This window comes from Paenibacillus apiarius (assembly GCF_017052585.1).
GTDB lineage: Bacteria > Bacillota > Bacilli > Paenibacillales > Paenibacillaceae > Paenibacillus_B > Paenibacillus_B apiarius.
This window is the reverse complement of record NZ_JAFFHZ010000001.1, coordinates 254,507-276,892: the sequence shown is the minus strand read 5'-3', so window position 1 is coordinate 276,892 and position 22,386 is coordinate 254,507. Positions and strand designations below refer to the sequence as shown.

The window sequence follows — 22,386 nt, the reverse complement described above, 5'->3', positions numbered from 1 at the left end:
CCTGCGGATTTATCCACTACGTTATAAGGGGTGCAGGAGATGAAATTCAAAGTTTTTACCAGGTTTGTCGTAACATTGATGGCCGTAATGCTTATCGCTGCCGGTTGTTCAACCGGGGGAGAATCTTCGCAAAGCAAACCGAACGTGGACAAAAGCAAAATTGAAAATCTTCCTCAGCCTATCGCCAGCAAAGATGTGAAAGTAATGGTCATTCGCAAAATCGGGGGTGACGATCATACGGCGCAATATTTGGCCGGCGCAAAACAAGAGGGGGAAGCGATGGGATTTACGGTGGATACGTTCTCTGCCAACGGCGACACAGCCAAATTCCATGATGCGATCGCCCAAGCATTGGAGAAAAACTATGACGGAGTCATTATTTCCCACGGGGATGACGCTGCAACGCTGGATGATGTCAAGAAGCTGACAGATAAGGGGATTCCTGTCGTCACGTTTGACTCTAATCCGGATTTGGCCTCGATAAGTGGCGTGACGTTGACGTCGCAAGACGATGCGCAGCTGGCCCAATTAGCGTTGGAGAGCATGAATCAGCAGTTAAATGGAAGCGGTAACATTGTGTATTTATGGGTGGATGGGTTCCCGCCAATGGTAAGCCGCAATGGAGTATACCAAGACTTTTTGAAAACGAACACGGGCATCAAGGAAGTCGAACGCTTCGGCGTGGCGGCTTCCGACACATCTGTGCAGACGCAGAACGCAGTATCCGCGATGCTGACCAAGCATGGGAAAGGTGAAATAGACGCGATCTTCGCGACATGGGACGCATTTGCCATCGGAGCGGCACGAGCCGTGAAGGAAGCTGGCCGGGACGAAATCAAAATATACGGCATTGACGTGTCAAACGCCGATTTGCAGCTGATGCAGGAAGAGCAAAGTCCGTGGGTGGCGACCGCTGCCGTGGATCCGAAGGTCATTGGCGCCGTTAACATGCGTCTAGTCGCAAAGAAAATCGCAGGCGAGGAGACGCCGCAAAAATTCGACTTGAAGCCGACGATGATTACGCAGGTGCAATTGAATTCCGCAGGGGACAAAGTGAACATGGAAAGCCTCAACACGCTCATCCCTGGCTGGGGAGTAAGCAAAGACTTCGACGAAAGCTGGATGCAAGCGCTTAAGGAAGCGTATTCATCCAAATAGAAAGGTGACGGAGGGAAGCGTTCAAGTGTTCCCGGGCTTTTGGACACTTGATTGACAATGCTTGCCCTCCCGAATCCGTATAGGAGGTGGAGAGATGATTGAGCAGCAAGCGATACGCCTGGACATGAAGCAGATTTCTATCGAGTTCCCGGGTGTGAAAGCGCTAAACAACGTAGATTTTACAACGGAGACCGGAACTTCCCATGCTCTCATCGGTGCGAACGGGGCGGGCAAGTCGACGTTGATGAAGGTGTTGTCTGGAGCTTATAACCATTACACGGGAGATATATGGATTGGCGGCAAAGCGGTGCACATCCGTTCGCCGAAAGATGCCAAAGACTTGGGAATCCAAATCGTATACCAGGAAGTGGATACGGCGCTGATTCCTTATTTGACGGTCGGCGAGAACATTATGCTGGATGATACGGTCAATGATATGGGAAAAAAGCAATGGATGAACTGGAAACGCATACACAGCAATGCCAAAGCGACACTCGAACGAATGAATGTAAACGTATCGACGAAAAAGCTGGTCAGCGAGCTGACGCTGGCCGAGAAGCAAATGATTTTGATCGCGCGAGCGATAACGAAAGAGTGCCGCTTTCTCATTCTGGATGAGCCAACCGCGCCGCTCAGCCATGCAGAAACGGAAGAGCTATTCCGCATCGTGAAAGATTTGAAGGCAAACAATGTCGGCGTCATTTTCATTTCGCACCGTCTGCCCGAGTTATTTGAAATATGCGATGACATCACGGTTATGCGGGACGGAGAATTCGTCATTAAAAAACGGATTGCGGATACCAATCAAAACGACATTGTGGAGCACATGCTTGGCAAAAAATTAGATGATCAATTTCCGAAGGCGACTATTGAAATCGGAGACACGAACTTTGAAGTGAAGGGCTTGTCGGATAGCGACAAGCTTAAAAATATTGATTTTTATGTGCGGAAAGGCGAAATCATCGGCCTCGCCGGACTTGTAGGGGCCGGCAAGACCGAGCTGTGCAAAGCGCTCTTTGGCGCATCGCGCGTCGTGTCAGGCGAGCGCGTGCTTCAGAAGCGGAAGCTTTCCATTCGAAACTGTAACGAGGCCGTGAAGCAAGGTATGGCCCTTGTGCCGGAGGAACGGCGCAAAGAAGGCATACTTGTGCTGGAATCGGTTGTCAACAATTTGACGGTTGCCAGCCTGTCGAAGTTTTGCGCTTACCGGACATTTCTGCAGTTCGGCAAAGAAAAAAGAGAGGCTCAGCAGTTGATTCAAGATCTCGGCATCAAGACGCCGAACGAGCAGGCAAAAGTAAAAAACTTGTCAGGCGGAAATCAACAAAAAGTGGCAATCGGAAAATGGCTGACTACCGAAGCGGAAGTTTACATTTTCGATGAACCGACCAAAGGTGTAGACGTCGGAGCGAAAAAAGACATATTTAAACTCATTTCACAATTGGCGCAGCAGGGGAAAAGCGTCATTTACGCCTCCTGCGAGCTGTCGGAAATCGTCGGCATAACGGATCGCGTATACGTGCTGTATGACGGCGAAATCGTGAAGGAGCTTCAGACGAGCGCTACCAACGAAGAAGAATTATTGTTCTACTCGACGGGAGGAAAGTAGCATGAGCACAGGTCAACAGCGGCAAGCGAAGGCGGCCAAGTCTTTCGATTTCTTTGATTTTTTATATAAATACGGAACGATCGTAACGATTTTAATTCTAATTGCCTTATTCGGCACGATGTCCAGCAGCTTTCTTATGCCTTCTAACATCATTAACATTTTACGTTCAATATCGATTGTCACCATCATTTCCATCGGGATTACGATTTCATTGTCGGTGGGCGGCTTCGACTTGTCGGTCGGCTCCGTAGCTTCATTGGCTAACGCAGTCGTTATCTCCATGTTTGTCTGGCATTCACAGCATCCGTTCGTTGGCATTATCGTTGCCGTTGCGGTGTGTCTGCTTGCCGGCGTGCTGAACTCATTCATGATTGTCAAAATGAAAATTCCGGATATGCTCATGACTTTGGCGACGATGTTCATCATTCAAGGGGTGGCGCTCACTTACACGCGAGGGGCGACGGTATCACAGAACATGGTCATGCCGGACGGCACCTTCGCTTCGGGGCAGATCAGCGCGTTCTTTTCGAAAATTGGCCAAGTGCCGTGGATTATCATTATTATGCTTGTCGTTGTCGTCGTCGTTCATATTTTCTTGAATTACACGAAGCACGGCCGTTACATGTATGTTATCGGAGGAAATATGGAGGCTGCCAAGCTGTCGGGGATTCCCGTCAACAAATATCGCGTGCTTGCCTATGTATTGTCGGCCGGATTTGCGGCGGTCGGCGGCATCATACTGGCGTCCCGTGTCATGACGGCTGAAGTCAATGCGGGCGCGCCGTATTTAATGGATGCGGTAGCGGCGGCATACATCGGCTTTTCCGTAGCCGGCGCAGGCAGGCCGAATGCGTTCGGAACATTCGTCGGCGCGGTTCTTATCGGTATTTTGCAGAACGGTCTCGTCATGATGTCGGTCCCTTATTATGCGATGGATATTGTGAAAGGCACGGTGCTTGCATTTGCGTTGGCTTTAACCTATTACAAGCAGAAATAACGGTTGTAGGAGGAGATAGGGATGAACGATTTCAACAATTATTTCACGATGAAAGAAAGCGACGTCATTAACTATGCGATAAGCCAGCTCGATTTCTTTGCCCACGGGGCCGTGCTGTCCTGCGAGGAAATCGGAGACGGCAACCTGAATTACGTATTTCGGGTCGTCGATGAAAATACGCGGCAGTCCCTTATCATTAAGCAGGCCGGTCCGGTTGCCCGCATTTCGGATGAGTTCAAAGTATCGCCAGACCGCAACCGAATCGAAAGCGAGATTTTGAAAATCGAATATGATCTGGCTCCAGGGCTTGTGCCGCAAATATACAAATATGATGCCATCATGAACTGCTGCGTCATGGAGGACTTGTCCGACCATGAAATCTTGCGCACCGCTTTGCTGAAGCACAAGCAGTTCCCGCTGTTTGCCGAGCACATCTCGACCTTTATGGTCAATACACTGCTCCTGACGACGGACGTTGTCATGAACCATAAAGAGAAGAAGCGGCAGGTCAAGGATTTCATCAACCCGGATTTGTGTGAAATTACCGAAGATTTAGTATATACAGAGCCGTTCTACGATTGTCCGCGCAATGATGTGTATGCGCCGCTGCTTCCGTTTGCAAAGGAATACTTATGGGAGGATGAAGCGCTGCTCCTGGAAACGGCGAAGCTTAAGTTCGAATTCATGAGCAATGCCCAGTCGCTCATTCACGGCGATTTGCATACGGGTTCCATCTTTGTGAAGCCGGATTCGACGAAAGTCATCGATCCTGAATTCGCTTTCTACGGGCCTGCCGGCTATGATGTAGGCAACGTCATTGCCAACCTTATTTTTGCTTATGTCAATGCGGACAGTGTGATGGAGGAAGGGACGGAGAAGGAGCGGCAAAAAGACTGGCTCCTGTCGACGATTCAAGATATCATTGATTTATTCAAAGAGAAGTTTTTAGTAACGTGGGCAGCTTCCGCGACAGACAAGTGCGCTTCTTACAAAGGCTTCGACCGATATTATCTCGATCTGATTTTGCGTGACACGGCAGGCGTTGCAGGGCTGGAGCTGTGCCGCAGAACGCTCGGTCTCGCACACGTGAAGGACATCACGTCCATTGCCGACCCTGCTGCGAGAGCGCGGGCGGAGAAGATGTCCATCGTCATGGGCAAACGGTTCATTATGGAGCGCACCGACATGAAGAGCGGAGCAGACTTTGTTCGCGTGATTGTTGCAACAGCTGACGAGGCATACAGCAGATAAGGAGGTTATGAGACGATGGGAGACAACAACATGACTGCCACGATGATTCAATCGGTAACATTGGATGATGCGAACGATACGCTGGTTATCTTGGACCAGACCCTGCTGCCCAATGAAAAGGTCTTTCTGCAAGTAAAGGAATTGAAGGATATTTGGGACGCAATCTATCATTTGAAAGTGCGCGGCGCTCCGGCTATCGGGATCGCGGCCGGATACGGCATGTATTTGGGGATTAAGGCTTCGGCCGCAGAGACTTATGAAGAGCTGGCCAAGGACTTTCAACGGGTGAAAGAATATTTGGCATCGTCCCGTCCGACAGCCGTGAATTTATTCTGGGCGCTGGATCGGATGGAAGAGCGCTTCAAGCAAGAGCAAGACAAAAGCGTGAGCGAGATTAAAGAAGCGCTGCGGCAAGAATCGGATGCGATCCGGGCCGAGGATGAGCAGGTATGCGAGCAAATTGGCAAATACGCCTTGTCGCTGCTGCAGCCGGGCTGGGGCATTCTGACCCACTGCAACGCAGGAGCGATCGCCACGGCAAAATACGGGACCGCACTCGCGCCCATCTATTTGGGCGAAGAGCAAGGCTACCGTTTCAAAGTGTATGCCGATGAGACGAGACCTCTGCTGCAAGGAGCGCGCTTGACGGCGTGGGAGCTGCAGGAAGCGGGCATCGATGTGACGCTCATCTGCGACAATATGTCTTCCATCGTCATGAAGGAAGGCAAGATTCAAGCCGTGCTGGTCGGCTGTGACCGGGTAGCGGCGAACGGGGACACCGCCAATAAGATCGGCACGTCGGCGGTGGCGATACTGGCGAAGCATTATGGCATTCCGTTCTACGTCTGCGCGCCGTTGTCTACGGTTGATTTGCAGTGCGCGACAGGCGGCGATATCCATATCGAATTAAGACCGGATGAAGAAATTACGAGCAAGTGGTATGAACAGCCGATGGCGCCGAAGGGCGTCAAGGTATATAATCCGTGCTTCGATGTGACGGATCACGAGCATATTACGGCGATTATTACGCAGAACGGCATCGCTTATCCGCCGTTTGCGGATAGTCTTCCGGCAATGTTCGCGGACAAAAAGGAATAAATAAAACAAAGCCCGGCTCACTGTCATGAGCCGGGCTTCTTTGACTGTTGCAGGACCAAACTTGTCATCCCCTCCACCGCATCCATTGGATTTTGCGCAACGAAAAGAACGATTGAAACGGCGTGCTCCTTAATTGCCGCCCAAGCATCAGATGCACTCATGCAAGGCGATGCTGTGCGTGTTCACAAATTCATGCCACGCTTCCCCCAGCTTTTTGTCGGTAACGATCGTATGAATATTTTCGAGGTCGCAAATGCTGGCAAAGGAAGTGCGGTCGAATTTCGTAAAATCCGCTACGAGATGGACTTTGTTGGCGCGCTCAACGGCCAGCCGGCGCACCTCCGCCTGCTGCTCGTTCGAATCGGTAATGCCATGCTGCATGCTGACGGAACGGCATGAGATAAAGGCCAGATCGAAAAAATAGCTGTTCATGTTCAACTCGGCATTCCGCCCGAGCGCAGACATGGAGCTGGAGGAAATGCCTCCGCCGATAATGACCAAGTGGACATTTTTGTTGTCCATGAGAGCATTGACTATCTTGATTGAATTGGTGACGACAGTAATCCGCTTATCCTCCAATTGCTGAGCAATATACAACGACGTCGTGGATGCATCCAAGAAAATAGAATCGCCGTTGCCGATGAATTCCGCGCATTTCGCGGCGATGCGCTTCTTGCCGTCCACATGGATGTGCTCCCGCAAATTAACGTTCACGTCATTTTGCACCCCGTCAGGAACATAGGCTCCGCCATAAGTTCGCGTAAGCACACCTTCATCCTCCAGCTGCTTCAGGTCACGGCGGATGGTTTCCTCCGTCACGTTGAACAAGGAAGTAAGCGCGGCAACGGTCACGCTTTTCTCTTCCAAAATAATTTCTTTGATTTTGGCTTTTCTCGCTATTGGTAACATTGCATGAATTCGCTCCTAAAAACATACATTTTATTGATTTCAATTAGTATATCACACTTCGCTGCCAAAAATGGATATGGTTTTTTTGGTTTGGGTATTGTTTATGAACCAATAGTATAACATTTAATCGTAAAATAACAAAACAGAGATAGTTTTTAAGATAATAATCCACAAATCAAACATAAAACAATAAAAGTCAAAACAAATCATTGACAAACAACGAACAAAGTAGGAAAATAGGGGTCATAAAGACACACATAAAGGGCATCATGCAGGAGGTGACATCGTGCTTACAAAGACAACCTACTATTCCGATTTTGAAGCGAAAAAGATGATATGTGAAATGGGCAGGAGAATGTACCTCAAAAATTTCGTGGCCGCCAACGACGGGAACATTACCATAAAGACCGGTCCCAACACGATATGGGCCACGCCGACAGGGGTAAGCAAAGGATTCATGACGCCAGACATGCTCGTCAAAATGGACTTGAACGGCAAGGTGCTGGCAGGGAACCGGAAGCCATCTTCCGAGATTAAGATGCATCTGCGGGTATATGCGGAAAATCCTGACGTTCGGGCGGTCACTCATGCGCATCCGCCAGTGGCGACATCATTTGCGATTGCGGGCATCGATTTGGATCAGGCCGTTTCGCCAGAGGCAGTCGTTATATTGGGAAAAGTTCCGGTCGCTGCCTATGCGACGCCAGGAACGCAGGAGGTGCCGGACTCGATTGCTCCGTTCTGCAAGGACTACAACGCGGTGTTGTTGGCGAATCACGGCGCGCTGACTTGGGGCAAGGACATCGTGGAAGCTTATTACCGCCTCGAATCGTTGGAACATTACGCGCTCATGCTGATGTATTCCGGCAAAATCATTGAGCAAGCGAATGAATTGAATTGCAATCAAGTATCCGACTTAATCGAAATTCGCAAGAGGATGGGAATTCATAGCGGAGGAACGCCAAGCTGCAAACCGGTTCAAACCGATGTGAGGAGCCGCAAGGAAGCACAATTTCCGAGCGAAACGGAGAAAGCGGATCTCGTCAATCAAATTGTCGCCAAAGTGACGGAACAAGTGTTGCAGAAGCTGCAATTGAAGGGGTGAACGAAGTTGACCATCAAGTTGACGGAAGCGGACATTCAGAACATTATTCAGGGCGTGCTGAAAAATATCGAGCAAAACCTGCCCGGTGCGCAAGCTGGGCATCATGCGGCAGCCGGCCAGGCCAAGCCTGAATCAGCGCCTGCGGCTGCTTCGCCTGTGCGGAGCAGCGGCGATTCCGGGGTATTCGATGAGGCGGAAGCGGCGATAGATGCTGCTTATCAGGCACAAAGAGAATACGCCCAGCGATTCGGCATACAGGATCGGGAGCGATTTATCGCGGCCATTCGCACCGCGACGCTCGAACACAAGGAAACATTGGCGAGCATGATATTGCAAGAAACGAAGCTTGGTCGCTATGAGGATAAAATCGCAAAGCTGGAGCTAACCGCTTTAAAAACGCCGGGCACGGAGGATTTGGAAACAAAAGCCTTTTCCGGAGGCGATGGGCTCACGTTGGTGAAGGAAGGGCCGTTTGGCGTCATCGGGGCCGTAACTCCAGTGACGAATCCAGTGGAGACGGTGATCAACAACGCAATCGGGATGCTTGCCGCGGGCAATGCGGTCGTATTCAATGTCCACCCGTCTTCCAAAGGTTGCTGCGCCCATGCGGTAAAAATGATAAACCGCGCGGTTCAGGAGGCTGGCGGACCTGAGCATCTGGTGACGATGGTGAAGGAACCGACCAAAGATACGTTGGATGTGATTACGCAATCGCCGAAGGTACAGCTGCTCGTCGGCACGGGAGGTCCCGGGTTGGTGAGAGCGCTGCTTCGTTCCGGCAAGAAGGCAATTGGCGCAGGGGCGGGCAATCCTCCCGTTATCGTTGATGAAACCGCTAACATGGAGCGGGCGGCGCAAGAGATTATTGCGGGGGCGTCCTTCGAGAACAACATTTTATGCATTGCGGAGAAGGAAGTGTTCGTCGTTGACAAGGTTGCCGACGATCTTCTGTTCCATATGTTGAATCATGGCGCATACCGGTTGGACGACCGCGAGCTCGAACAGGTGATGAGCTTCGCGCTCGAAGCGAACGTGAACGAGACGGCAGGAGGCTGTTCACTGGATGCGAAGCGCGAATACCACACCGTGAAGGAGTGGATCGGCAAGGATGCGGCTTTATTTTTGGAGAACATCGGCGTTAAGCCTGAAAAAGAAGTCAAGCTTCTGATTTGCGAAGTCGACTTCGATCATCCGTTCGTGCAGCTGGAGCAGATGATGCCGATATTGCCAATCGTCCGGGTGAGCAATCTCGATGAAGCGATTCGCTTGGCCGTACAAGCGGAGCATGGCAACCGGCATACGGCGCTGATGCATTCCACCAACGTAGCCAACTTCGCTGCCTTCGAGCGTGCGATCGGCACGACGATCTTCGTGAAGAACGCTTCCTCATTGGCTGGTGTAGGCGCTGGCGGAGAAGGCTGCACGACGATGACGATCGCGGGTCCGACGGGCGAAGGCCTGACATCGGCCCGGACGTTCACAAGAAAGAAGCGGTGCGTTCTTGCGGAACGTTGACTTCGGCAAGAAAGGTAGATGACGATGACAGACGGCAAAGCATTGGGATTTGTGGAGGTTCAAGGGTACAGCGTAGCCTTGGCGGTCATGGACAAGGCTTGCAAGGCCGCTGACGTGCATATTCACGGAATCGATGCGAACAATCCGCCCGAGGACATGGAGGCTTCCATCCCGGTTATGATTCAAGTGAAATTCAGCGGAACCGTCAGTCACGTACAGACGGCGCTCGCCGTGGCGCGGGAAGAGGCATTGAGGTATTTGCGCGATGACCAAGTAATTACGAAATGCATAACGTCTGGCAGCGCGGGTATTGCCTCTTTAATGGCGCTGGGCAAGGTATCCGTGAAATAGATGATCAAATGCGTGTTCAAAAATGGGGGGACGGCATGAAAGAATCCCTTGGCATGATAGAAACAATTGGCATCACAGCGGCTATCCGCGCTGCGGATATGATGGTGAAATGCGCTTATGTGACCGTATTAGGCTTTGAGAAGTCAGGATCGGGCATCGTGACGGTGCTCATTCAAGGCAAGCTGGATTCCGTTCAAGCCGCACTGGAGATAGGAGCGCTGGAAGCTCAAAATACGGGGGAGCTTGCTGCCGTCCACCTCATAAACAATCCTGACGACGGGATCGGGCAGCTGTTGCCGCGTGATGGAACGGAGGGAACATCATAATGTCTTACGATGCGATCGGCGTGATCGAAGCCCGTTATTTTGCTACCGCGCTGGAAATGACCGATGCGATGAGCAAAGCGGCCCAAGTGGAGTGGTTGGCAAGCGAGAACTATTTGGGCGGGAGGCTAGTGACGGTCGTAATAGGGGGCGATATAGCCAATGTGAAAGCGGCGGTGGAAGCGGCCGCGGCGGTATGCGCCGGGAAAGCGGCCAATCCGCTTGCCAATGCGGCTGTCATATTGAAGCCCCACGCTGAAATCATGAAGTTCATCCTGCCTTCATCGAAGCTGGATATGGACGGCCAAGCCGAAGCGGCGGCGGAGACATTGCCACCGGCGGCAGACTTGGCTCCGGCGGAAAAGAAGGTTGATGCGAGCGCGATTGCAGAAGCAGATGCAAAAACGGATGCAAAAACGAAGACGAAACCAAAAGCTTCCCGGCCGTCTGCGGCGGAGAAGAAGAACATGAAGGAGGAAAGCTAAAATGAACCAATCTTTGGCTATTGTTGAAACGAGAGGGTTGACGGCGGCGATTGAAGCGGCGGATGCGATGCTGAAAGCGGCGAACGTGGAAATCGTCGGGACGGAGAAAATCGGCTCCGGACTCGTATCCGTCATGGTGCAAGGCGATGTGGGCGCGGTCAAGGCGGCGGCTGAAGTCGGAGCCGAGGCGGCGCAGCGCGTAGGTGAATTGGTGGCTGTTCATGTCATCCCGCGCCCGCACAGCGATGTGGCCAAGCTTCTTTCTGCAGTGAAGTAAGACAAACGGCAACTTAATTTCCGAAGGGGGCTTTTCAGATGAACGAATCACTGGGAATCATTGAGACGAGAGGGTTGACGGCAGCGATTGAAGCGGCGGATGCGATGCTGAAGGCAGCCAATGTGGAAATCGTGGGCACGGAAAAAATCGGTTCTGGGCTCGTAACGATTATTGTCCGCGGCGATGTGGGCGCGGTCAAGGCCGCAACGGAAGTGGGCGCGGATGCCGTACAGCGGTTAGGGGAGCTGGTGGCGGCGCATGTCATTCCAAGACCGCACAGCGATGTTGCCAAAATACTGCCTTGCTTGAAATAAGGAATGAACCGTTCGGGTTCATCCTGACCTATCTCATAGAGGAGGAAGCCGCGTATGAATGAATCACTGGGCATGATTGAAACAAGGGGATTGACGGCAGCGATTGAAGCGGCGGACGCGATGCTGAAGGCGGCCAACGTGGAAATCGTCGGGACGGAGAAAATCGGCTCCGGGCTGGTAACCGTCATGGTCAAAGGGGAAGTCGGCGCCGTCAAAGCGGCGATAGAGGTAGGAGCGGAAGCGGTGCAAAGAGTGGGAGAATTGGTGGCCGTACACGTCATCCCGCGGCCGCATGGAGATATTGTCAAGATTCTGCCATTAATGAAATGACAGCGGTGATGAAAATGACGGAACAGGTCAATAAGGAACTAACGGACTACATTACCCAGTTAATCATGGAAGAATTGGAACGGTACGACTTGGCTCCCGCCCGGGAGCCTCTGAGGTTCGTGCCGGTCGGCGTGTCCGCGAGGCATGTGCACGTCTCGGCAGAGCATATGGAGCTGCTGTTCGGCAGAGGCAAGACGTTAACCAAATTTAAGGAGATATCCCAGCCGGGGCAATTTGCAGCGAACGAGAAGGTTGCGCTCATCGGTCCAAAAGGCGTGATTGAGAACGTGCGCATTCTGGGTCCGTTCCGGAATAATACGCAAATCGAAATCGCGGCCAGCGAGGCGCGCAGACTGGGCGTTCATCCGCCCGTCAGGGAATCGGGGCGTATCGCAGGCTCGCCCGGCCTGCAGCTTGCCGGTCCGCACGGCTCCATCACCTTGGAACAAGGCTGCATCATAGCCGAACGCCATATTCATATGACGCCTGCCGATGCCAGGGCATACGGTGTTCAGCATGGCCAGAAGGTACAAGTGAAGGTAACCGGCGCGAAAGGCGGAATTATGGACTGCGTATCGATTAAAGTGCGCGCTGACTATGCGCTGGAAATGCACATCGATACGGATGATTCCAACGCTTTCGGCATCAAACAGGGGGATACGCTCGAAATTTTGCGGTGAAAGCGGGGCTTGTGGGATGAAGATTGGCAAAGTGGTTGGGAACATGATATCCACGCGCAAATATGATGGGCTTCAAGGATACAAGCTTCTTATCATTGAACTGTGTTACACCGATCAGAAAACGTATATCGTCGCTGCCGATACGATCGGGGCGGGCACGGATCAATTGGTGCTCGTAGCCGAGGGCGCCAATATCCAGCAAGCGCTTGCGAAGCCTGCGCCGATTGATGCGCTTGTCGTCGGCATCATCGACAACGAGCCTGTATTTTCCGCCGCGCGGCAATCGCAATGAAGAACGGAGGGGAAAGATGAGCGAATCTTTGAAAGTGTTGGCCGTAGGAGATCCGGCCGTCTATGCTTACGTCGATTCCAGACACCGCTTCCTGTCCCGGTATGAAGAGCGGAACGCGGTTCGCGTACAATTCGACATCATTCCGTGGGAATCGTATTGCGATCGGTTGTTCGCCGTATTTCGCGGAGACGAGGAGTATGACATCGTCATGATCGCAGGCCATCTATGGCTGAAGAATTATGCGGCGAGCGGTTTTCTTGCTCCTGTATTCTATCCGGCGGACGAAGAATGGGACGGCGGAGACATCTTACCCGCCGTGCGGCAGGAAATGGATTGCGATGGAACGACATACCTCTACCCTTCCTTCTGTGACGGACATATGGTGCTGTACCGCAAATCGGCCGTCTTGGAGCGTACTGGCTCCCTGCCGGGAACGGCCGTCTCCACGGAAGACGTCATTCGCATGGCCCGGCAGTGTGATGGCTGGCACGGCATGCGGGGGATTGCGCTTAAAGCGCATCCGAGCGAAATATTTCTTGATGCGCTCCCGTACTTTTACCGCGAAGGAACCGAAATATTCGATCCGATTACGCATCGTCCCGCTTTCAATAACGAGCGCGGCGCAGCGGCGTTAAACAAATATATCGGCTTGAAAAATTTCGCCCCGGATGACGCGTACCGATCCGGGAATGATGAAGTGCGGCTTGCTTTTCAGCAGCGCCGGGTTGCGGCGGCCGTTACGTGGGGCGGTCAGCTCGGCCTGGTGCTGAACGAAGAGTGCCTCGAGCTGGATGATGTCGGAGTAGCCGCGCTGCAGACCGCGTGGAACGTTACCTGGAGCTTCGGAATTAGCGCCCGATCCGCCAAGCAGGCTGAAGCGAATGCGCTGCTGCGGTATCTTTCCGCCAAGGAAGCGGATCGAATCATCGGAGCGCATGCCGGATCGCCGGTGCGGCAATCCACGTACGAACGTGACGGGGACGAGCATTCGTGGTATGGCGCTCACCTCCGTATGCTGGAGCAGCACGCGCGGCCTCTGCCCTCGCTCGTGCAGGCAGGCGAAGTGATGGGCGTGCTGTATCAAGAGATCTTTGAAGCGTTTCAAGGGCTGCGGAGCGCAGAAGCGGCTCTGCAGCGGGCCGAGGCGAGAATTAACGCTGTGCAGGAAGGAGGAGGCTGATATGAAAATCATCATTATCGGCGGTGTTGCCGCAGGCATGTCGGCCGCATCCAAAATCAAACGCACCGATCCGGATGCTGAAGTCATCGTGTATGAAAAAGGCCGTTTTTTATCTTATGGCGCTTGCGGTCTCCCTTATTACGTGTCGGGCGCCAATGATGATTACCGAAAAATGATTGCGCGCACCCGCGAGCAGTTCGAGCAAGCGGGGATTCATACGCGCCTGCGGCATGAGGTGATGAAGATCGTCCCCGAGTCCAAGCGGATTATGGTGAAGGATTTAGACAAGAACAAAGTGTTTTTGGACCATTACGACAAATTGATGATCGCGACCGGTACGGTCCCTGTCGTGCCGCCACTGCCAGGCAAGGAGCTGCCGGGCGTGCATATGCTGAAGACACTGGAAGACGGCATCGTGCTGAAGGAAAAGGTGGCTTCGCCGGACATTCATGATGTGGTCATCGTTGGCGGCGGATATATCGGCATCGAAGTGGCCGAGGCGATGGTCGAGCTCGGCAAACGGGTTCGGGTCGTCGAGCTGGGCGACCGCATACTCAAAACGTTCGATCCAGAGCTGACCGATATCGCATCCCGGGAATTGCTGGCAAAAGGCGTCAGCTTGAATACCGGGGAAAAAGTAGAGGAAATTACCGGGTCCGATCGGGTCTCGGGAATACGAACGGATAGAGGGACGTATAAAGCGGATTTGGTCATTCTGTCTGTGGGCGTCAAGCCTGCGACCGGATTTGTCAAAGGCACCGATATACGATTGGCCCGCAACGGCGCCATCATCATCGATCGCGAGATGAGAACGAGCGTGGAGGATATTTATGCAGCGGGAGATTGCGCGGAAGTATACAGCCGCGTTATGGAAGAGAACACTTATATCCCGCTCGGCACGACAGCGAACAAATGCGGACGCATAACCGGAGTGAACCTGCTCGGCAAGCACGAGAAGTTCATCGGCACGCTGGGCAGCGCCGCGATCAAAGTGCTTGGCCTTGAGCTCGGGCGAACCGGAATGTCGGAAGAGGATGCGAAGCGGCTTGCAGCAGACTATGGCACGGTATGGGTAAGCGCAGCCGATCATCCGAAATATTATCCTGACCCGACGCCCATACATTTGAAGCTCATCTATGAGAAAAAAACGGGCGTATTGCTCGGAGCGCAAGGCATCGGCGAGAAAGGGGTCGTGCTCCGCATCGATATTTTGGCCGTCGCGATTCATAACCGCATGAAGGCGGCTGAGATGGGAATGGTCGATCTGTGCTATGCGCCGCCGTTCGCCGGAGTATGGGATGCCGTTCATATCGCGTGTAACGCTATCAAATAGGTGGTGACAGAATGAGTCGGAAATTAATGAGTCTGCAAGAAGCTTCCGCCCTTGTGCGCGACGGCGACACCGTGGCTCTCGGCGGCAATGTGCTTCACCGTGCGCCGATGGCGATGGTGCGCGAATTGGTCAGACAGAAAAAACGCGGCTTAAGGCTTGTGAAGACAGCGGGCGCGCACGACATCGATCTGCTGTGCGCGGCAGGCTGCGTGCAGTCGGTAGATGCGGGATTTGTCAGCTATGAGACCGAATTCGGCCTGGCCATGCATTACCGCAAAGCGGTGGAACGAGGCGAGGTGCAAGGCCACGAGCATGCTTGCTACACGGTTATCTGCGCGCTGCGGGGCGCGGCTTCAGGCGCGCCTTTTATGCCTGTGGCAGGACTGAAGGCGGGAGATTTAATCGAGGCTAACGAATATTTCCAAGTCATCGCGAATCCGTTCGGCGGCGAGCCGGTTACGGTAGTACGCTCCATTGTTCCAGACGTGGCGGTGCTGCATGTGCAGGAATGCGACGAGGATGGCAATGCCGTCATTGCCGGCCCGAAATTCGAGGACGTGCTGATGAGCCGCGCAGCCAAGCAAGTCATTGTGACGACCGAGAAAATCGTGCCCAAGAGCAAAATGAGAATGCGTCCCGACCACGTGGACCTCCCCCATTTTCTCGTGCAGTCTGTCGTTTTGGTTCCGCGGGGGGCCGCACCGTGCTCCTGCGAGAAGAGCTACGAGGCGGATTTCAAGATGCTGGAACGGTTCGTGAACATGAAGACGGCAGATGAAATTGAACAGTATGTGCAAGCTTACGAGAGCAAGGACCGAAGCGGGACAAGGGCAGGTGGCAAATGGTGAACACGGCGAATCTAGCGGCGAATCAACCAAGAGTGAGCGACATGATGATATGTGCGATTGCCCGCATGCTCCAAGACGGAGAGACAGTGTTTCACGGCGTTTCTTCCCAGATGCCGATGGTGGCGATGATGCTGGCCCGGCATTTGCATGCGCCCAATCTCGTCCATCTCAATATTCCGGGAGGCGTCAACCCTTCCTCGATTAAGAAAGCGTCGTATTCTTCTGCGGGAGCGGATTTGCTCGCCAGCGCGGAAGCTTATTTTCCTCTAGAGCAGGTGTTCGACCTGTCGATGCGCGGGGGGCTGGATGTTGCCTTTCTGGGCGGCGTGCAGTTCGATGCGCGGGGCAATGTGAACGCCTCCGTCATTGGAGACTACCATAAGCCGAAGGTCAGATTGCCCGGCGGAGCCGGAAGCGCCGTGCTCATACCGACCGCGAAGAAAGCGATTATTTGGCGGACGAAGCACGACCGGCGCACTTTTGTGGAGAAGGTTGATTTCGTGACGACGCGGGGCAATGTGTGGAGAATCGTCACCCCTCTGTGCGTGTTCGCGATGAAAGACGGAACGTTGATGCTGGAAAGCATTCATCCGACTTCCTCGTTGGAGGAGGTCGTGCAGAACACCGGCTTTGAAGTGAAGTACGACGACATTCGCTTTACCCCGATGCCGACTGCGCGGGAATTAAGCGTATTGAAGCAGATCGATCCGTTCGATTACCGTTCAAGCGAATTTTAACAGACTGTTCCAAAAAACTCTCAGTAACCTTTTCAAACATTGCAATTCAAGAGAAGAGCTAGTATAGAGACGCATCCTTTCGACTCGTCCAACCACACCTCTGGGTATCCTGAAGCGGGAAATCCAAAGGTGTGGTATTTTGCTGTTTGTGAGGAATTTGTGACTTGCGGCACAAACGCGCCTCAAGACATATTGAAAAGAAGCAATTCCAATATATACAATATAGGAGTGCAGCCGTATTAATTCTGTTACAATCGTAAGAAGACAGGAAGCCTGTCTCGTATTGATATAAGCAATCAATCAGTGCTAAAGTATTCCTAGAAAATAACGCACGCGCTCTGCGATCATCATCATAAGTCAGACATGGAAAGGATGGAAAGGGACGATGATGCTGACGGTCGCCGCCGGAAGGCAGGGACATGATTGGTTTGACATCGAGGTGCCGGACGAAAGCACGGGACTTCAATTGAAGGCAATCCTCGGCTTGAAGCTATATGGGGAAGCTCCTAAAAATCATGTGCAATACATATTGGAAGCGAAGCAACCGGAAGGGTTATGGTTCGTCGTCCAAGAACAACAGCGTCTTATGGAAGCGGGAGTCCGTGAAGGCGCATTTGTCCGCGTGCAGCGCGCTTTCTCGACCACGGCCCAATCTGTGCCCGCCTATGGGCGGAGGTTGCTGTTCCAAGATGAGAAGGAGCTGGCAGGCGAATAATTAGCGATCGAGACGAGGAGTTGTTCTTAGTGAACGTGATGTACCAGAGGTCACCTAGAATTAAACCGACGCTGCCTAAAGAGAAGCTCGAAATATTAAGACCTCCTGCCGAGCCGACGCGCCCGACGTTTGCGATAATCACAATGATTATCCCTATCGTCATGACGCTCGTCAGCATCGGATTTTACATATATATGTCGATGTCCGGCAAATTGGGCAACAGCAACTATTTGATGTTCCAGATGATTACGATTGTCATGATGTTAACATCGTACACTCTCCCCTTCTTTACGTATTTAAGCAATAAGAAGGGGTATGAACGCAAGAAGTTCGAACGGAGCCAGATGTACCGCGCGCAGTTGGATAAGCATCGTTCCGAATTGACTGAGAAGCAGCACGAGCAGTTGACAGCGATGCATGGTGTCCATGGAGACCCGGATGTCTGTTATCAAATCGTGAAAAACCGCAACAGCAGCCTGTGGGAACGCGGGCCGCTGGACGATGATTTCATGCATGTCCGTATCGGCACGGGAGATGTGCCGTTTCATATTGCAATCGAAGTGCCGCGGATTGACGGCTACGAACGGGATCCGCTTATTGAAGCTGCGCATGAGGTTGAATCTGAATTCAACACGGTAGCCAATGCGCCGATTGCCTTGCCGTTATATCAGTCCAAGGTAATCGGTGTTGTCGGTGACAGAGAATCCGTTCTGAATGCGATTCGCGTCATCGTAGCTCAGTTGACGACCCGGCATTCGCCGGACGAAGTGAAGCTTGCCGCATTTTATGACGAGCGGGAAGAGGAAGAATGGAACTGGATGCGCTGGCTGCCGCATACGTGGGATGACGAGCGGACGCAGCGGTATATGGCTGACCGCCGCAGTACGGCGCATCAACTAGCCGATCTACTGTTCAGTCTGCTCAACCGGCGCAAGAGCTTCCAGACATCCGGCCAGAAGAAGATGGAGATACCTTGCTACGTCGTGCTGCTCTCGGACTCCCAGCTGATTGAAGAGGAGCCTTTATATCCGTTGTTATTGGAAGAAGCGGGCCGCGTCGACTGCTGCACGATCGTGCTGTCGGACTGCAAGGAGCGTCTGCCGATGCAGTGTCAGCTTATCGTAGAAGTGGGGCCTGATCGAGGCGCCTCCACCCATAAGACGGAAGAAGAAGGGATTCAGCATCAATCCTTTGCGATCGATCATCTGAGCCGCGACAAGGCCGACGCGTTTACGCGCTTGATGGCGCCTATCCGGTTGAAACGCTCGTCCGCATCGGACATTCCGACTGTGCTGACGCTGTTCGACATGATCGGCATCAAGGAGATCGATCAATTGGATGCTGTAGGCCGCTGGCGCCTCAACCGGTTTCCCGACACGCTTCCGGTTCCGGTCGGCGTCCGGGCCGGCGGGAAGAAGATTATGCTCAATTTGCATGATAAAATAGAACGCAATGGACATGGACCGCACGGATTGATTGCCGGCACGACCGGTTCGGGGAAGAGCGAGGTGCTCCAATCGCTTGTAGCATCGCTTGCTGCCGAATTCCATCCGCACGAGCTGGCGTTCATGCTGATTGACTATAAAGGCGGCGGCATGTCGAACACGTTCGTCGATCTTCCGCATGTCGTGGGAACGATAACGAACCTGGAAGGCAGCTTGATCGAGCGCGCCAAAGTATCGCTGCGGGCCGAGCTTATCCGGAGGCAGCGCATCCTGAACGATGCAGGCAATCTGCAGCATATCGACGAGTATTACAAGACGGACTGCCAGACGGTTAATCCGCTGCCCCATCTCGTTATCATTATTGACGAGTTCGCGCAATTGAAGAAGGATCAGCCCGAGTTCATGGATGAATTGATAAGCATCGCGACTATCGGGCGGACGTTGGGCGTGCACTTGATTTTGGCGACCCAGAAGCCAGGCGGTGTCGTTGACGAGAAGATATGGAGCAACACCCGCTTCCGCATTTGCTTGCGCGTGCAGAGCGAAGGCGACAGCCGCGACATGCTGAAAATACCGAATGCCGCTTGGATTACCCATCCAGGCAGAGGTTATTTCCAAGTCGGCAGCGATGAGGTGTTTGAAGAAATGCAGTTTGCTTGGAGCGGGGCTCCCTACTTGGTCAAACGAGACGATGAGCAGTCGCTTCGCATTCAGGTGAACGAAGTACGGCTAAACGGAAAGCAAGAGCCGCTGCTTCCCGGAGATGCAATGGCGACGGCCTTCATGGAGAAGGAGCCGCCTAAGCAGCTGCAAGTATTTATCGAGCATGTGGCCGCAGCGGCGCAGCGAGCCGGCATTCGGCGCTTGCAGGGACCATGGCTGCCGCCGCTGCCGGAGCATCTTGAGCTGGCGGATGTGCTTGCCAAGCAGAAGGATGATCAATCCGACTGGATGCCGGACGCGGAGCTGCGTCCGGCCGTCGGCTTGGTAGACGATGTGATGAATCAGAAGCAAGAAGCGTTAGCCATCAATTTAGAGCAAGGACATATCGCTGTATACGGTATGCCCGGCACCGGCAAGACCACCTTCGCGCAGACGCTGTTGATGTCGCTGGCATCGCAGTTGTCTCCCGATGAGTGGCATGGTTATGTGGTCGACATGGGAAGAATGATGAAGGATATTGCCATGCTGCCCCATGTCGGCTCGGTGATGTTGTTGGAAGAGGATGATCGCATTAAGCGGCTGTTCCGCTACCTTGTCAATCAAGTGAAGGAACGGAAGGAATTCATATCGGAAGCGGGCGTCAAGACGATTGCGTCTTACCGGAAAGTGACAAGGGAATCCATTCCGAATATCGTCGTCGTTATTGACGGATACTTGACCTTCCGCACGACGTATCCGGAAGAAAATGATATATTGGAATACCTGCTGCGCGAAGGCGGAAGTCTGGCGATAACGTTCGTCATTACGGCCAACCGGGTTACCGACATTTTCGAGAAGGTCCGCAGCAACATTCCGAATGCCGTGTCCTTCGAGCTTGCCGATCCGAGCGATTATTATTTTGCCGTCGGCCGGCCAATGAAGGCGCCGTCGCAGCTGCCTCCCGGCAGGGGGCTTGTCAAAGGGGCGATCCCGCCGCTTGAGTTCCAGACGGCGCTGCCTTCCGGCGGATTGGATGAGACGGAGCGCATCATGGCGCTTCGCAATCAGATGAAGGCTTTGAGAGCGGTGTGGCATGGCAAAGAGGCGCCGCCGATTCGCCCGCTTCCAGAACTCGTGAAGCTGTCTGATCTGGTTCATGCAGCCGATAATCCAAGGGCTATTGTGGAAGATGAACCGTTCAACGTCCCGGTAGGAATACGTTCTGACGATCTGGAGCCTTTTTGCATCGATCTGAAGGAAGGACCGCACTTTGTAGTGGCCAGTCCGATGGAAAGCGGCAAGACGTCTTTTCTCGCAAGTTGGATGCTCTCGCTCGCCTATCACGCTTCACCTGAACAGGTGCACATTTATGCGGTGGATACGCGGTATAGGAGCGAGGGGCTGCGCGCGCTTCAAGATTTGCCGCATATGAGAGGTTGTGCGACTCGAGAAGAAGAGATCCCATTGTTGATTCAAAAGGTGCACGAGCAGGTGCAGAATCGAGTTCAAGACGGACAAGAGCCTGCGCTGCTGTTCGTCATGGATGATGCTGATTATTTATGCAAGCAAATTACGGATTTTGCAGTCAAGGACCAGTTGTCTGACATCGTTCGGCAGGGGCGCGATAAAAATGCGCATGTCATCTTGGCCGGCGTCCCCTCCGACTTCCCGACCTTCGGTGTCGACTGGTTCAACGATGTGAAGGCGGCGCAATCCGGATTTTTATTTGGTACGATAGATGCGAATGATTTGTCTTTCCTGCGCATTCCGATCTCGGAATCGCAATCGGCAGGTACGGGAGGCACGAAGATGCTGCCTCCGGGTCAAGGATACTTTATGCGACGCAAATTCACAAAAATAAAAGCCGCTTTTCCATATGACGAGTTGTGGACTCCAGCAACATGGCCAGAACGAATTTGCGCGCGATGGAATGTACGGGTCTGATGGGGGGGGCATGGATTGATAACAACAGACGAAGCGCATAGAGAAGGAATTACGCTAGATTCCAAAGAGTTATATTTTTTAACGGGAATTATCGGTTCGGACCGATTGCTTGGTGTAGAAGATCCGTTTCGCGGGTACTTATCAGAAGAGATAGCTGACGAATGGGATAAAGCCAAGGCGGCATTGCTGCAAAAAGGGTACTTGATCGAAGAGCAGGATGGCGTGGAGTACGCGATGCCGCCGCATGTATTCTCAAGCATTGCCGTGACCGGGCTTGCGGAACGTTCCTGCTGGGTAAAATTTGCGAATGAATGCGAGACATTTGAAGGTTACTTTCATTTTACCGATGAGGTGGTCATAGAACGCGTTCATCTGCAGGAACACCCGGCAACGTATACTCTATACGAGATTAAGTCGGTGGAAGAGGCGTGCCGCAGCTTGATGGAGCGGATGCAGTGGGTCGAACAGCCTGAAAGCCATATTACTTCGGTGATGCTTTCCAAAAGACACTTCCATAAATTGTATGAGCAAGCGCCGAATTTAACGGTCGAACAGATGACAAGCCAGCTCATGACCTTTGACGGGGAAGAAGAGGGCGCACGTGCGCTGGCTCATTCTTTGAAGCAGCGATCCTCGGAGGGCGAATTTTTATTTTTGGTATGGAATAACAAGAATTGGGAAGTTCAGGGGGTAGCTTTTATCGTAGGCGGATCTTCGAATTGGCTCATCCGCAAAAGCTCCAAAGGAGATGAGGACTGGTTGACGGCGACCCCTACGACGAAAGAACAATTCCAGAACATGTTCTTGGAGTGGGACAGGCAGCTATCGAAAGATGAAGGAAGGTGACA

General features: G+C 52.9%; 23 protein-coding genes. 22 read left to right on the top strand and 1 reads right to left on the bottom strand.

Annotation, left to right across the window (positions count from 1 at the left end; all coding sequences use genetic code 11):
- Positions 1-39: 39 nt before the first annotated feature.
- The 5 genes from JSQ80_RS01325 (at position 40) to mtnA (ending at position 6,113) form a co-directional block, all read left to right on the top strand.
- Positions 40-1,158 (top strand): sugar ABC transporter substrate-binding protein, encoded by a 1,119-nt coding sequence (locus JSQ80_RS01325; protein ID WP_087433584.1) that lies wholly within the window; start codon positions 40-42, stop codon positions 1,156-1,158.
- Positions 1,159-1,252: 94 nt separating this feature from the next.
- On the top strand, positions 1,253-2,767 hold the full coding sequence (locus JSQ80_RS01320; protein WP_206094048.1) for a sugar ABC transporter ATP-binding protein: 1,515 nt from the start codon (positions 1,253-1,255) through the stop codon (positions 2,765-2,767).
- Position 2,768: 1 nt separating this feature from the next.
- Complete coding sequence (locus tag JSQ80_RS01315; RefSeq protein WP_206094047.1) at positions 2,769-3,764, top strand: ABC transporter permease; 996 nt, start codon at positions 2,769-2,771, stop codon at positions 3,762-3,764.
- 21 nt (positions 3,765-3,785) lie between these two features.
- A complete protein-coding gene (gene mtnK, locus JSQ80_RS01310; RefSeq protein ID WP_206094046.1) occupies positions 3,786-5,015 on the top strand; it encodes an S-methyl-5-thioribose kinase in 1,230 nt (409 codons plus the stop codon).
- Between the two features lie 15 nt (positions 5,016-5,030).
- Complete coding sequence (gene mtnA / locus JSQ80_RS01305) at positions 5,031-6,113, top strand: S-methyl-5-thioribose-1-phosphate isomerase (protein ID WP_206094045.1); 1,083 nt, start codon at positions 5,031-5,033, stop codon at positions 6,111-6,113.
- Between the two features lie 147 nt (positions 6,114-6,260).
- Here mtnA and JSQ80_RS01300 read toward each other — a convergent pair whose 3' ends face one another.
- Positions 6,261-7,022, bottom strand: coding sequence for a DeoR/GlpR family DNA-binding transcription regulator (locus JSQ80_RS01300; RefSeq protein ID WP_206094044.1), 762 nt, complete (start codon positions 7,020-7,022; stop codon positions 6,261-6,263).
- Positions 7,023-7,353: 331 nt separating this feature from the next.
- Between JSQ80_RS01300 and JSQ80_RS01295 the strand changes: the two genes are divergently transcribed.
- From JSQ80_RS01295 to JSQ80_RS01215, 17 genes are all read left to right on the top strand, one after another.
- Positions 7,354-8,127 carry a class II aldolase/adducin family protein gene (locus JSQ80_RS01295; RefSeq protein WP_240463839.1) on the top strand — a complete coding sequence of 258 codons (774 nt, stop codon included), beginning with the start codon at positions 7,354-7,356 and terminating at the stop codon, positions 8,125-8,127.
- 6 nt (positions 8,128-8,133) lie between these two features.
- Entirely contained in the window at positions 8,134-9,642 is a 1,509-nt protein-coding gene (locus tag JSQ80_RS01290; protein ID WP_206094042.1) for an aldehyde dehydrogenase family protein, read from the top strand.
- Positions 9,643-9,666: 24 nt separating this feature from the next.
- Positions 9,667-9,993, top strand: a complete 327-nt coding sequence (locus JSQ80_RS01285; protein WP_206094041.1) for a BMC domain-containing protein — start codon at positions 9,667-9,669, stop codon at positions 9,991-9,993.
- Between the two features lie 35 nt (positions 9,994-10,028).
- The gene (locus tag JSQ80_RS01280) at positions 10,029-10,319 is read left to right on the top strand and encodes a BMC domain-containing protein (RefSeq protein WP_087433593.1); all 291 of its coding nucleotides are present in this window, start codon (positions 10,029-10,031) and stop codon (positions 10,317-10,319) included.
- The gene (locus JSQ80_RS01275; RefSeq protein WP_206094040.1) at positions 10,319-10,801 is read left to right on the top strand and encodes a BMC domain-containing protein; all 483 of its coding nucleotides are present in this window, start codon (positions 10,319-10,321) and stop codon (positions 10,799-10,801) included. Before JSQ80_RS01280 ends, JSQ80_RS01275 begins: the two co-directional genes overlap by 1 nt.
- Before the next feature lies 1 nt (position 10,802).
- On the top strand, positions 10,803-11,078 hold the full coding sequence (locus JSQ80_RS01270) for a BMC domain-containing protein (RefSeq protein WP_087433595.1): 276 nt from the start codon (positions 10,803-10,805) through the stop codon (positions 11,076-11,078).
- A gap of 38 nt (positions 11,079-11,116) precedes the next feature.
- Complete coding sequence (locus JSQ80_RS01265; RefSeq protein ID WP_087433596.1) at positions 11,117-11,392, top strand: BMC domain-containing protein; 276 nt, start codon at positions 11,117-11,119, stop codon at positions 11,390-11,392.
- A gap of 54 nt (positions 11,393-11,446) precedes the next feature.
- Positions 11,447-11,722 (top strand): BMC domain-containing protein, encoded by a 276-nt coding sequence (locus tag JSQ80_RS01260; protein ID WP_087433597.1) that lies wholly within the window; start codon positions 11,447-11,449, stop codon positions 11,720-11,722.
- Positions 11,719-12,402, top strand: coding sequence for a phosphate propanoyltransferase (pduL, locus tag JSQ80_RS01255; RefSeq protein ID WP_176392821.1), 684 nt, complete (start codon positions 11,719-11,721; stop codon positions 12,400-12,402). Before JSQ80_RS01260 ends, pduL begins: the two co-directional genes overlap by 4 nt.
- Positions 12,403-12,418: 16 nt before the next feature.
- Positions 12,419-12,694, top strand: a complete 276-nt coding sequence (locus JSQ80_RS01250; protein WP_206094039.1) for a EutN/CcmL family microcompartment protein — start codon at positions 12,419-12,421, stop codon at positions 12,692-12,694.
- Positions 12,695-12,710: 16 nt separating this feature from the next.
- Positions 12,711-13,874 carry an extracellular solute-binding protein gene (locus tag JSQ80_RS01245; protein WP_206094038.1) on the top strand — a complete coding sequence of 388 codons (1,164 nt, stop codon included), beginning with the start codon at positions 12,711-12,713 and terminating at the stop codon, positions 13,872-13,874.
- Position 13,875: 1 nt separating this feature from the next.
- On the top strand, positions 13,876-15,207 hold the full coding sequence (locus JSQ80_RS01240; RefSeq protein ID WP_087433600.1) for a CoA-disulfide reductase: 1,332 nt from the start codon (positions 13,876-13,878) through the stop codon (positions 15,205-15,207).
- An 11-nt stretch (positions 15,208-15,218) separates the two neighbouring features.
- The gene (locus JSQ80_RS01235; RefSeq protein WP_206094037.1) at positions 15,219-16,055 is read left to right on the top strand and encodes a CoA transferase subunit A; all 837 of its coding nucleotides are present in this window, start codon (positions 15,219-15,221) and stop codon (positions 16,053-16,055) included.
- Complete coding sequence (locus JSQ80_RS01230; RefSeq protein WP_087433602.1) at positions 16,049-16,792, top strand: CoA-transferase subunit beta; 744 nt, start codon at positions 16,049-16,051, stop codon at positions 16,790-16,792. Before JSQ80_RS01235 ends, JSQ80_RS01230 begins: the two co-directional genes overlap by 7 nt.
- 385 nt (positions 16,793-17,177) lie before the next feature.
- Entirely contained in the window at positions 17,178-17,507 is a 330-nt protein-coding gene (locus tag JSQ80_RS01225) for a hypothetical protein (protein WP_206094036.1), read from the top strand.
- A 29-nt stretch (positions 17,508-17,536) separates the two neighbouring features.
- Entirely contained in the window at positions 17,537-21,538 is a 4,002-nt protein-coding gene (gene essC, locus JSQ80_RS01220) for a type VII secretion protein EssC (protein ID WP_206094035.1), read from the top strand.
- A gap of 15 nt (positions 21,539-21,553) precedes the next feature.
- Positions 21,554-22,384: a hypothetical protein gene (locus JSQ80_RS01215; protein WP_087433605.1), complete on the top strand. Its 831-nt coding sequence runs from the start codon at positions 21,554-21,556 to the stop codon at positions 22,382-22,384.
- Positions 22,385-22,386 lie beyond the last annotated feature (2 nt).